The following is a 13255-nucleotide window of genomic DNA, read 5'->3' on the forward strand; positions in this document are numbered from 1 at the left end:
AGACCCCTATTAATCGTAGGGGTCTTTTTAGTACTTGTTACTAATAAACTTCGATTTTAAATAATGCAAAATCATGTACGAACTAACAACTAACCTAGCTGTACTCCCATAAACGCTAATAAATTTGCCTTGAATAGCTGAAATCTCGATATTAAATTGCATACGTTTCGAATATCGATCCCAACACCCAAGCAGTATGACTGTTAGGAAACCGATTTGCGGAGAGAACACGGGCTCATCAAATACCCCTGTAAACAAAATAATTGGTAGGCCGAGTAAAAAACTGTTAAAAAAACATTTTTTACTGCGCTCAAAAAAGAATAAGTGAATGCATTTTACAATATTTATACTAATTAGTGTTATAAAAGCCAATCCTCCTAATGTTCCGTATTCCGCAAACATACCCAGCAGTAAATTATGTGCATGGGGGATGAAGTGACCATATTGTATTGCATATTCTTGACCAAATCCAATCGGTGTCACACCAAAGAATGGGTGGTTTTTCCATATTGTATATGCGTTTTTCCAAATGTCCAATCTTTTATGCCCTGCTTGAATAACTGAATCGGCTCTAGGCATGATATACAGCAACCATTTCGAAAAGAGTAGTCCGAAGATTGTACAAACAAAGAAAAAGATTCGATTAAGTCGAAAGATAAAAAGTAAATAAATTAGTATCATCGTCGCAAAGCCAGCTCTTGAACCCGTAAGATAAATTCCATAACTAAGTAGTAGCTGGATTGGAAGCTGCCACGCTAAGTTAATAAAGTGTTTTCTCTCTAAACTAGAAAGTAGGCTGGCAAATACAAAAGAAATAGCAATTAATAAAATAAAAACAGTGAAATTGGGATTATATGCACAACCAATTAGACGGTTAAAATTCTTAGGTTCAACTTCCCCAAAAAGCACTGTCCCTAATAAATAACCAACAATTTTAGGAAATACAAACCATTTGGATATCCATCCAATTACACAACTATATACGCCTCCAAAGATTATAATCATACGAAATCTCTGAAATAATTGACCTTTCTCAGTTACTAAAATCCTACAATATATTCCCCAATAACCAAGAATCATGATACTGACCAATAAAAATAATATATTTCTAAATAATAGAGCAGCACCAATAGTAGATGTAAAAAGGCATAAGAAAAAGTACGAACTAAACGAATAAATAAAACGTTTATTAACAAACCATTGAGTATAGAGTGTACGTAGCCCGATGATCAATAGCAGTGAAATACCTACTGGAGGTAAGAGAAAGCATAGAAGTGCGCTTTTCTCCACTAACGAGAAACTTTTAAAAAACTGTATAAACTTTTTCATTGTATACCCCTAGTTAAGTGACATAAATATCCTTAATCATATGGAGGATGTTGTTTTTTCACTTATAAAATGAATTGTATTTAAGTTAAGTTGCCATGAGATTAACAAACATATTTTAAGTACATAGGTTTAAAATACCACATTAGTTTATTAATTATGTTTTGAAATTGTAAATTGAGACTAAACTTTTATGCCAGACAAATTAAGGTACAAACTTATCGATTTATACATCTTTTAAAAGAAAAATTTATTAGCAAGTAATTTTTATGAATATGAAATTATGTGAACAAAATTTGAATTAAAAATATGAAATTTATTCCTTATGAACTTTTAGTATTGAAATTTTATTTCAAAGATAGTTATAATAAGTATGAAATTAAATTTAGTAATAAAAAATCACTTGAGGTGAAGAAAATATGCTTGAAAATTTAACAACTGAAACAAGAAATGAAAAAACAATGAATTTAGATGAAATGTCTATAGAAGAATTTTTAACCGTAATGAACGAAGAGGATGCTAAGGTTGCCGCTGCCGTTCGAAATGAAATCCCTAATATTTCTAAAGCTGTTGAAAAAATTGTAACGGCTTTCAAAAGTGGGGGTCGCCTGATTTATATAGGTGCAGGCACAAGTGGCCGAATCGGACTTTTAGACGCAGTTGAATGTCCACCTACATTTGGGACAAGTCCAGAAGAGGTAGTTGGGTTAATTGCAGGTGGAGAAAAAGCTTTTATAAAAGCAGTTGAAGGCGCTGAGGATAGCGAAGAACTTGCAATTGAAGATTTAAAGGAAATTAAATTAAGTAAAAATGATATTGTAGTTGGAATTGCAGCAAGTGGTCGCACTCCTTATGTTATTGGTGGTTTAAAATATGCAAAAGAAATTGGTGCTGCTACTGTAGCGGTTAGTTGTAACAAGGGCTCAAAGATTGGCCAAGAGGCAGAAATAGCAATCGAAGTTGTTAATGGACCTGAGGTATTAACTGGTTCAACTAGATTAAAGGCTGGTACGTCTCAAAAGTTAGTGTGCAACATGTTATCTACAGCATCAATGGTTGGTATTGGAAAAGTATACGGTAACCTAATGGTTGATGTTCAATCAACAAATGAAAAATTAGTTGAGCGTTCAAAGCGTATTGTAATGGAAGCAACTTCATGTACGTATGAAATTGCAGAAGAGTATTTAACAAAGTCGAATCAAAGTCCAAAAGTAGCAATCGTTATGATTCTTACTGGATTTAGTTATGAGCAAGCAATTGAGCAATTGAAAAAGTCAGAAGGATTTGTTCGAAAAGCGATACAAAAATAAATTTTAGGGAGAGAAGAAGATGGATAAATATCAAAGATTAGCTTCTGAAATCGCTGATGCCATCGGCGGTACTGATAACGTCGCTTCATTTACAAACTGTATGACACGACTTCGTGTTAACGTTACTGATCGTAGTTTAATCAATGAAGAACAACTTAAAAAAGTTAGCGGGGTTTTGGGAACGGTCGATGATGAAACTTACCAAATCATTTTAGGACCTGGTACCGTAACTAAAGTTGCAGAACAATTTGGTCAGCTAAAAAACAGCTCATCAGGAAAACAAGGTACTTCATCAGCGGCTTTAAATGAAAAAGGTTCAGATCTTAAAGCTGAATTAAAAAAGAAAAATAACACACCTTTTAAAAATTTCTTACGAAAAGTCGGTAATATCTTTATTCCACTAATTCCAGCATTTGTTGGTGCAGGTTTAATTGCTGGTATAGCTTCTATTTTGTCAAACAATATTACTGCTCAAAACCTAGATGCAGCAACTTGGTCACAATATGTGACAGTTTTAAATGTAATAAAAAATGCGATTTTTGGTTATTTAGCAATTTATGTTGGTATTAACGCAGCGAAGGAATTCGGGGCGACACCATCCCTTGGTGGAGTAATTGGTGGAGTAACACTTTTAACAGGTATGCTTCCAGATCAACCAATTAAAAATATCTTTAATGGTGATCCGTTAGCTCCAGGACAAGGTGGTATTATTGGTGTACTACTTGCAGTCTATTTATTATCACTTTTAGAAAAACAATTACGTAAAGTTATTCCAGATTCTATAGATATTATAATTACGCCTATGATTGCTTTATTAGTAGTAGGTTTGCTAACAATTTTCTTCATCATGCCATTTGCAGGATTTATTTCTGATAACTTAATTGGCTCAATTAATTGGATTATTTCAAAAGGAGGTATGTTAGCAGGGTTTATATTAGGTATGGGATTCTTACCATTAGTAATGTTAGGTTTACATCAAGTATTAACACCAATTCATATCGAATTAATTAATACAACTGGTGCAACTGAATTATTACCAATGCTTGCAATGGCGGGTGCTGGACAAGTAGGAGCAGCTTTAGCATTATGGTTACGTTGCAAAAAGAATAAATCATTATCAAATATGATTAAAGGTGCTCTTCCAGTAGGTATTTTAGGTATTGGTGAACCATTAATTTATGGTGTTACATTACCTCTTGGTCGTCCATTTATCACTGCATGTATCGGTGGTGGTATTGGAGGGGCAGTAATTGGAATGTTTGGTAATGTTGGAGCAATTGCAATTGGTCCTTCAGGTGCAGCGTTAGTTCCACTTATTGCGCACGGAATGTGGCTTCAATATGTGATCGGATTACTTGCTGGTTATGCTGGTGGTTTCGTTCTTACGTATTTATTCGGTACTCCAAAGGATGCAATGGCTGAACAAGAATAAATAACAAATATAACCCGAATAATTAGACCTCTAAAGTCTACTATTCGGGTTTTTTTAATGTTCATTTGAATCAATATACTGAACGATTCTTTCACAAATTTGATGAGTGATTAAGGAATCATTTATTGAAGGGTCTGGGGTTTTATTCTGTTCTATACAGTCAAGAAAGTGATCAACTATTTGGAAAAACCCACGTTTATATAAGGTTGGTTCCCAATCACCGAATTTCTTAATATTGATTTCTTTATTATGATAATGAGTTGTTTCGACTAAACTACTTACGACATATTTATTTTGCGGTGTCATATATTCAATCATTTCTTCCGTAACACCATTGTTTCTATTCATGATTCCGATAGCCGTGCATCCTTCACCTATAAGATGAATGACTAGGTGTTCGAGCATAGTATCTTTTTTCAAGAAATTGATTTTTAAATCCACTACATTAGTGGACATTAAATACCTAAGTGTATCCACCACATGAATAAAATCCTCTACAACAAATCTTCTGGTATGTTCAGGAAAGTTAAATCTATTTTTTTGCATGATGATTAAGTTAGCCTTTTCATGCATAGTAAGCTCTCTTACTCTTGGGGTAAATCGTCTATTGAATCCAACCATCGCTATTGTTCCTTGTTCTCTGGCTAGATTTACAATTTGTTCAGTTTCTTTAAAGTTCAACGAAATAGGTTTATCAATATAAACGTGTATACCATTTAATAATAACTTTTTAGTGATCATATAATGAGCTTCCGTAGCTGTACTAACAAACGCTGCATCAATATTCTTTTCTAACAATTCATCTACTGTATTAACCGTTTCATTGATTCGATACTTGTTTGATAAATGGTCTAGTGTTTCATTTCTTCTTGTACATAGCACCAACTCAATCTTTTCTTTTTCAGAAAGAACCGGCAGATAGGCCTTCGCAGCTATGTCTCCTAAACCGATTATTCCAATTCTCATATGCTAACACCTCGCTTGTTATTAATTGAAACATAGAAAAGTGGTAAAGTAAGTAATAGTATGTAATTTTACTTAAAAAATTTTGGAATTAAACATTTCAGTTAACTTAAAATGTTTTTTAAATTTTCAAAAAACTATTTATTCATTTAAGCTTTTCCATTATAATAAGGTCTAAAGTTGATCTTGATAATGATTTACTATTCCATTTTCCATTCTATTTTTCCTTTCCACACTAAACTTGGCAATTACCTCACTTTGCAATTTACTTTCAAATAATTTAAAAAATCCTATTAAAAGCGAATAGTTTGTAAGCGGTTTCTAATGGAGTGATTATACATGAATTATTACCCTGAATTTTTTTGTTAATGACTAAAATTTCATACATATAAGAAAGACTGTCAGTATTAAAACTTAATATAAAAAAGGTATATAAGCGAAAGGGGAAAACGATGAGTACTTCACATTTTGCATATTGGCCAAAAAGGGTTTCTAAATCTTTAACTTTACCTGAGACAACAATCTATGATAATTTAGTCGTTTCGGCAAAAAGATATCCAAATAAAACTGCAATAGAGTATTATGGCGCTTCAAAAACGTATAAGCAACTTCTTGAAGAGGTTGATCATTTAGCGGGGTATCTTGAGCACAGGTTAGAAGTATCCCCAGGTGAACGCGTAATGCTTTATATGCAAAACTCACCACAATATGTCATCGCTTTTTATGCAATATTAAGAGTAAGAGGAATTGTAGTACCAATTAACCCGATGAACACCACTGATGAACTTGAATTTTACATAAATGATTGTGAAGTTAAAACTGCAATCATTGGCCAAGAACTATCCCCTCTAATTGAACCTTTACAAGCTACAACTGGATTAGAGAATTTAGTAGTTGCAGTCTACTCTGAATACTTACCATCAATTCCTTTAGTTTCCGATTTAGCGGCTGAAATAACTGAGTCAAAGAAAATTTATCAAAGCGAAAATATATTTTATTGGGAAGATGCTATACAAACACAGTTCATCCCATCACTATATGAAGGTACTTCAGAAGATGTTGCAGTTCTTCCTTATACTTCAGGAACAACAGGTTTACCAAAAGGCTGTATACACACACATAAAACGGTACAAGCAAATGTAGTAGGATCTGCCGTTTGGATGAATATTTCTGCAAATGCCGTTAGCTTTTCAACTTTACCTCTATTCCATGTAACAGGGATGGTTCATGGAATGCATACACCGATTCTTACTGGTTCAAGTATGGTATTACTAACGAGATGGAATCGAAACCATGCATGCAAATTGATTGAAAACTATCAATGTACCCATTGGGTAAATATTAGTACAATGCTAATCGACTTTTTAGCAAATCCAGTTTTAAATACAGATGATATAAACTCTCTTGTAAATATTGCAGGTGGTGGGGCACCTCTTCCGGAAGCAGTAGGTGAGCAGCTATTCCAATTAACAGGTTTAAAGTTCGTAGAAGGCTATGGTTTATCAGAAACAATTGCTCAGACACATTTTAATCCGCCAGATCGACCAAAACTTCAATGTCTTGGAATTCCATCATTTGATGTAGATGCCAGAATTATCGAGCCAATAACAATGAAACAGTTAGGTGTTAATGAGGTTGGTGAGATCGTTGTTAATGGACCACAAGTATTTAAAGGCTACTTTAACCGACCAGAAGAAACAAATGACGCCTTTGTTGAAATAGACGGAAAACTATTTTTCCGTACAGGAGATATCGGGCGGTTTGATGATGAAGGGTACTATTTTATCGTTGATCGTGTTAAAAGGATGATTAACGCGTCAGGTTTTAAAGTGTGGCCAACCGAAGTGGAAAATCTACTATATAAACATCCAGCCATTCAACAAGCTTGTGTTGTTAGTAAGCCTGATGAAAAAAGGGGTGAAACAGTAAAGGCATATGTGATCCTAAATCCTAATTATTTAGGCAAAGTAAGTGAGGATGACATTATTGATTGGTCAAAAGAGCATATGGCTAACTACAAATATCCGAGATATGTCGAATTTATTGATAAATTACCAACTACTGCAAGTGGAAAAATTTTATGGAGGACTCTTCAGGAAACAGAATGGAGTAAAGTTGAACAATTTAAAGAGTGAGAAACGTCAAAAATTCTTAAAAAGGGTAAATGAATAGTAAATAAGAAAATGAAAAGGGAAGCCTCAACATCATATGTTTAGGTTCCCTTTTTTCGTGTTGATTTTTATTTAACTAATTATCATTATCGAAACATTGCCCTTAATCGATCTGGTAGTTCTTACTAGAAAGTTGTTTTTAATATTCAGACTAATGCTAAATATAGTATGATGAATTTTAAAGAAAACCCTTACATTAACTTACTACTGAAAAGGTGATTACAATCGTAAAAATAAGATTACAGTTAAGAAAATTAAACACTTTACGAAATCAGATATTGGCTGTCTTCTTGATTGTTATGGTGATTGTTTTATCCATTGTATCCATTATGGTATATAACCAAGTTGGAACTTTAATGAAAGATACAACAGAGAAGCAAATCAAACAAACAGCCGTAGAAGCTAATGGAAGAATGGAAACCTTGTATAAGCAAATTGACACTTTATCAAATCAATTAATGACAAATGAGACGGTTCAACAAATATTACTAGGATTGAAAAACGGAGAAAGTGTTGATTTTGCCAAAAGACAATCATTAATTAGAGTAATAAATAACTCTTTAGCTTACTCAAATGGAATCTCTTCTTTTGAGTTATATTCTTCGGAAGGAAATCGTATTTTTCCATTCGGTGAAAAAAGTATATCTAGTGTAATCGATGAGAAATGGGTAAAGGAAGCAGAAGCCGAGAAAGGAAGATTAGTGTGGGTAGGGAAAGATCCTAAAAATAGTAACTATTCTTATGCAATAAGAAGGGTAAGTTTAATGGATCGATGGTTTTCAAACGGAGGATATTTAGTAGTAAGAATTCTTAATAGTTACTTTCAGGTTGAAGAAAGTAATTTATCTCCTGGGGAGAAGGATTACATGATGCTTCTTGACAGGGACTTAACACCGATAACAGATAATTATGGCATTAATATTCAAAAGTTTCTATCAGAAGGATACGAATCGATAAAGTTAAATAAAAAACATTATATGATTGTTACACAACCATCTACAAAAACAGGCTGGACCCTTGTTATTTTAAAACCTACAAGCTTTTTAAATGAGGCAGTAACACCGGTAAGAAAAGCGACTCTTTTATCTGGTGCGATTGGATTTATCATTTTTGTCGTGTCATCAATTATTCTAGCAACAATGATTACTAGACCAATAAAAAAACTTACAAATACAATGAAGAATGCGAAAATGGATGAGCTTAAAATTAACAAGGAAAGCGCAGCTTCATTAGAAATTATTGAATTAAATAGAACGTATAACCAGATGGTAGAAAATACGAATCATTTAATACAGGTCGTATATGAAAAAGAATTACTACGTAGTCAAACTGAGTTGAAGGCGCTACAAGCCCAAATTGATCCGCACTTCCTTTATAATACGCTAAATGCACTTTACTGGTCTTTAGATGATAGGGGTGAGGAAGATTTAGCTGAAATAGTGATAGCAATGTCAGGATTATTTCGCTATACAATCGGCAATGCAAACAGTAGTGAATGGGTAACTATACAAGCGGCTCTCGACCAAATTGAACGTTATTTACAGATTATGAAAATGAGATTAGGAGAAAGGTTACTATGGGAGATATCTGTTGAGCCAAATCTACTAACTATTAAAATCCCAAAATTGCTAATCCAACCTTTAGTTGAGAACGCCATCATGCATGGTATTGAAAGTAGTCGGGAACAAGGGATTGTTTTAGTGAAGATTAAAAGGATTAATGATTCATCTAATTTATTAGTGACTGTTCAGGACAATGGACCGGGGATTAATAGAGAAGCTCTTAATGCCCTTAATCTAGCAATTAAAAATGATAATGTATCATCCTTTAAGGGGATGGGTATGGCGCTTACTAATGTAAATAAAAGAATTAAATTATATTACGAGGGATATGACTTAAGTGGTCTTCGTTTAGAAAGTGAGATTGGCAAAGGTACAACTGTATTATTCGAAGTTCCAGACAAAGGTGGGGAATAATTTGGATACAAAAACAATTCTAATTGTTGATGATGAACAAGCGACTAGACAAGGTTTAAAAAAAACATTAGAGAAATGGTCAAATGGTAAATTTGAAATTCTTAGTGCGGCAAATGGTCAAGAAACATTTGAACAGATGAGCAGAACAAAAATTCATCTATTAGTAACTGATATTTGTATGCCTGAAATGAATGGTTTAGAGCTCTTAAAAAACCTAAAGGATAAAGGCCATAAGTTTGTTTCAATTATTATTTCTGGACATCCTGACTTTGAATATGCCCAGGAGGCTATTCGTCTAGGCGTTGTAAATTATTTATTAAAACCGGTAAGTAAACAAAAATTAATTGAGGCTATTGAGCAAGCGCTTGAAAAGGAAGCAAATATTGAACGGATTGAATATATGGAAAAAGTGACTGATCAAAAATTATTAAAACTAGATCAAGTTTCTAATCGCTCTAACTCAATTAACGGAGCAAAGACCTTTATTAATGAAAATATTAGCAACCAAATTTCATTAAAAGAAGTTGCGGAAGCGGTACATCTAAATGCTAGCTATTTTAGTGTGTTATTTAAAGAGCAAGTGGGGTTAACATTTAGTGAGTATTTGACTAGAAAAAGGTTGCAAATTGCAAAAAATCGACTACTGACAACAGATTTGCAAATTGAAGAAATTGCACTAGAAGTAGGCTATCAGACGGCTAAATATTTCATTAAGATCTTTAAGGATTACGAGGGTATTACCCCTAGTAAATTTAGAAAAGTGTCAGAACTTGATGATTCCCTAATCCAAAAATAGTGGAATTTTATCCAATCGTGGTTACCTTACCGCGGTTTTTTTTTAGTGCTAGAATTTACTTGTAACGAAAAATTCAAAAAAATGGGGGTTTGACATGTTTAAGAAAGCATCTTCATTAATGTTAGCACTAGTTCTTATACTGATGGTGGCTTTAACTGGCTGTGGTAAATCTAATAACGCGTCAACTGAAAGCGGTTCCAAAAAGGTAATTAAATTTATGCATCTTTGGCCAGCTGGAAGTTCTAAGCAACAAAACTTAATTGTATCTGACATTATAAAGCAGTATGAGGCTGAACATAAGGATGTAAAAATCGAAGTAGAAGTTCTTGAAAATGAGCAATACAAGAATAAGATTAAAGTTCTTTCTTCTTCTAACGAACTTCCTGACGTTGGGTTTACATGGGCAGCAGGATATATGAAACCATTTGTAAAAGGTGGCCTTTTCGCTGATTTAGATGATGTGTTAAATAACGGATTAAAGGATTCTTTTGTAAGCGGAACAACAGAAGCATATGCAATCGATGGTAAAACATATGGATTACCTCTAGAACTAAACATCGCTCCAATTTATTACAATAAAGCAATTTTTGAAAAATATAATCTTCAAGTACCACAAACTTATAGCGAATTCCAAAATGTTGTTAAAACACTTGCTAAAAATGGAGTTGCTCCAATCGCTTTAGGAAATAAAGATCGTTGGACAGGTTCACTTTGGTATATGTATTTAGCGGACAGAATTGGTGGAGCTGATGTATTAAATAAAGCAATTAACCGTACAGGAACATTCGAAGATCCTGCACTTGTTTCAGCGGCATCAGAAGTTCAAAACCTAGTTAAAGAAAAAGCATTTAATAAAGGCTTTAATGGGTTATCAAATGATGAGGGAAAATCTGAATTCTTAAATGGAAATGCAGCTATGTACTTAATGGGAACATGGGAGCTTCCAAACTTTACGACAAATGAAGAAATTCCAAAAGACTTCCGAGACAATGTAGGTTTCTTTAAATTCCCTACATATGAGGGTGGAAAAGGAAATATTAATAGCTGGGTTGGTGGTCCTGGAGTAGGTTTATTCGTAGCTGAACATTCAAAAGTTAAAGCTGAAGCTAAAGACTTTGTTAAATTTTTTGTAGAGAAGTGGGGAGAGCAATCGGTTGAAAAAGCGGGTGTAATCCCAGCGACTAAGGTTGATACTTCAAAAGTAAATTTACCACCGTTATATATTGATGTGTTAAATGAATTAAATAAAGCTAGCAACTTAACATTATTTGCTGACGTTCAAATGAGTGCTTCTGTGGCTGAAACTCACTTAAACTTAATCCAGTCTTTATTTGGAAATGAAGTAAAACCAAAAGATTTTGCTAAACAACATGAAGAAGCTTTAAAGGCAGAAGATAAATAAATTCTGATGTACTAAAGAAAGGGCATATGGATTCATTATAATATGCCCTTGATTTTTAAATATAGGGGAAGGAGTTGAATCGAAGTGAATAAAGCTATGTCAAATAAAAAAATAATTGCCTTGTATATTACACCAGCTCTCTTTCTGATCCTTGCTTTGATTTACGTTCCAATCGTACAAACTGGATACTTTGGCTTAATGAAATGGAATGGAATTGGGGAAAAGGAATTCATAGGTTTAAAGAATTACTCCCACTTATTACATGATCCTCTATTTTGGAAAAGTGCTTTCCACTCCTTTTTATTAGCAGTATTTTCGGCAGTTAGTTTAATTGGTTACTTGTTTATCTCATTTATACTTGCCGGAAAAATTAAAGGTGCAGACCTTCTTAGAAAAATATATCTTATTCCAATGCTGCTTGCTTCTGTTGCAATTGCCCAGCTTTGGCTTAAAATTTATCATCCTACTAACGGTATTCTAAATAGCTTACTTGTTTCTCTAGGAGTTAATAATCCACCAGCCTGGTTAGCAGAAACAAACTTAGCTTTATATGCGATTATTATTCCGATTATTTGGCAGTACGCTGGTTTTTATATTCTGATTTACTATGCAGCACTTAAAAATATTCCAGACTCTCTAATCGAGGCTGCAAGAATTGACGGGGCAACACCAATTCAAATTGCACTAAAAATAAAATTACCATTAATAATGAATGTTGTTAAAGTAACGATTGTTCTTGCTGTTGTTGGGTCACTTAAATATTTTGACTTAATTTATGTTATGACAGGTGGAGGTCCTAATGGTTCAAGTGAAGTAATGGCTTCCTACATGTATCAGAAAGCATTTAAAGGTTTTGACTTTGGTTATGCAAGTGCAATTGGATTTTTCTTATTAGTTATTTGTTTAATAGTTACTTGGATTATTCGCAAATTTACAGAATCAAATGATGACATTTACTAAATGAAAGGGGGATTTTAGGTGGATACGGTAAGAGCTACAGGATCTCAAGCTATTGTAACTGAAAAGAAAACTGACCGTAGCAAGATTAGTATTTTTAGTAAAATTGCTTACGGATTTATGTATCTTTTCCTTATAATCGTAGCGATTTTTCAAATATTTCCGATCATATGGCTATTTCTTTTTTCATTAAAAAATAACCAAGAAGTTTTCAATATGTCACCTTTTTCTTTACCTGAAAGCCCAAAGTGGGAGAATTATACGAAAGTTTGGACTGAAGGAAACATTAGTCAATATTTCTTTAACAGTGTAACTTATACGATCGCTGCCGTTATTTTAACGGTTGTATTAGCAAGTATGGTAACCTTCGCAATTACAAGAATGAATTGGAAAGCAAGTAAATGGGTATTGGGATTATTTATGGTAGGTTTAATGATTCCAGTCCATTCAACATTAATTCCTTTATTTAATACTTTTACAAAAATAAATTTGATTGATAATCCACTCTCGGTAATCCTTACTTACACAGCTTTTAACTTACCTATTACGATCATGATTTTAATTGGTTTTTATGAAGCTCTACCTAGAGAGGTAGAAGAAGCAGCGATTATGGACGGGGCATCAATTAACCATATCTTTTTTAAGATTACTTTGCCAATGACATCACCAGTAATTGCTACAGCAGCAATTATTAATATGATTTACAACTGGAATGAGTTTGTCTTCGTTAATACATTTATTAGTTCAGATCAATTTAAAACACTAACAGTAGGTATTCAAAACTTTATTGGCCAGTATACGACTGATTGGGGAGCAATCGGAGCTACGTTAGTTATTAGTATTCTGCCAATCCTAATTGCCTTCTTAATATTAAGTAATCGAATTGTAGAAGGAATTGCTTCTGGGTCAGTTAAAGGTTAAG

The 13255-nt window shown here is 33.4% G+C and carries 10 protein-coding genes; 8 read left to right on the top strand and 2 right to left on the bottom strand.

What is annotated here, in order from left to right:
• Window positions 1-27 precede the first annotated feature (27 nt).
• A complete protein-coding gene (locus tag ACFWM3_RS06115; protein WP_390310718.1) occupies window positions 28-1329 on the bottom strand; it encodes an O-antigen ligase family protein in 1302 nt (433 codons plus the stop codon).
• Window positions 1330-1745: 416 nt separating this feature from the next.
• On the opposite strand from ACFWM3_RS06115, the gene murQ reads away from it, so the two are divergent.
• Window positions 1746-2636, top strand: a complete 891-nt coding sequence (gene murQ, locus ACFWM3_RS06120) for an N-acetylmuramic acid 6-phosphate etherase (RefSeq protein ID WP_056467251.1) — start codon at window positions 1746-1748, stop codon at window positions 2634-2636.
• Window positions 2637-2655: 19 nt separating this feature from the next.
• Entirely contained in the window at window positions 2656-4068 is a 1413-nt protein-coding gene (locus tag ACFWM3_RS06125) for a PTS transporter subunit EIIC (protein ID WP_390310719.1), read from the top strand.
• 54 nt (window positions 4069-4122) lie between these two features.
• On the opposite strand, the gene ACFWM3_RS06130 is transcribed toward ACFWM3_RS06125, so the two are convergent.
• The gene (locus tag ACFWM3_RS06130; protein WP_390310720.1) at window positions 4123-5034 is read right to left on the bottom strand and encodes a Gfo/Idh/MocA family protein; all 912 of its coding nucleotides are present in this window, start codon (window positions 5032-5034) and stop codon (window positions 4123-4125) included.
• Window positions 5035-5483: 449 nt separating this feature from the next.
• On the opposite strand from ACFWM3_RS06130, the gene ACFWM3_RS06135 reads away from it, so the two are divergent.
• The 6 genes from ACFWM3_RS06135 to ACFWM3_RS06160 all read left to right on the top strand — a co-directional run bounded on the left by ACFWM3_RS06135 (window position 5484) and on the right by ACFWM3_RS06160 (window position 13254).
• A complete protein-coding gene (locus ACFWM3_RS06135; RefSeq protein WP_390310721.1) occupies window positions 5484-7166 on the top strand; it encodes a long-chain fatty acid--CoA ligase in 1683 nt (560 codons plus the stop codon).
• Between the two features lie 392 nt (window positions 7167-7558).
• Window positions 7559-9178 (top strand): sensor histidine kinase, encoded by a 1620-nt coding sequence (locus ACFWM3_RS06140; protein WP_390310722.1) that lies wholly within the window; start codon window positions 7559-7561, stop codon window positions 9176-9178.
• Between the two features lies 1 nt (window position 9179).
• A complete protein-coding gene (locus tag ACFWM3_RS06145; protein ID WP_056467259.1) occupies window positions 9180-9974 on the top strand; it encodes a response regulator transcription factor in 795 nt (264 codons plus the stop codon).
• 94 nt (window positions 9975-10068) lie between these two features.
• Complete coding sequence (locus ACFWM3_RS06150; protein ID WP_098859893.1) at window positions 10069-11376, top strand: extracellular solute-binding protein; 1308 nt, start codon at window positions 10069-10071, stop codon at window positions 11374-11376.
• Window positions 11377-11460: 84 nt separating this feature from the next.
• Window positions 11461-12336 (top strand): carbohydrate ABC transporter permease, encoded by an 876-nt coding sequence (locus ACFWM3_RS06155; protein ID WP_056467266.1) that lies wholly within the window; start codon window positions 11461-11463, stop codon window positions 12334-12336.
• Window positions 12337-12420: 84 nt separating this feature from the next.
• Entirely contained in the window at window positions 12421-13254 is an 834-nt protein-coding gene (locus tag ACFWM3_RS06160) for a carbohydrate ABC transporter permease (RefSeq protein ID WP_390310838.1), read from the top strand.
• Window position 13255: the final 1 nt, after the last annotated feature.

Source organism: Gottfriedia sp. NPDC058432, assembly GCF_042721555.1.
Taxonomy (GTDB): Bacteria; Bacillota; Bacilli; order Bacillales; family Bacillaceae_G; genus Gottfriedia.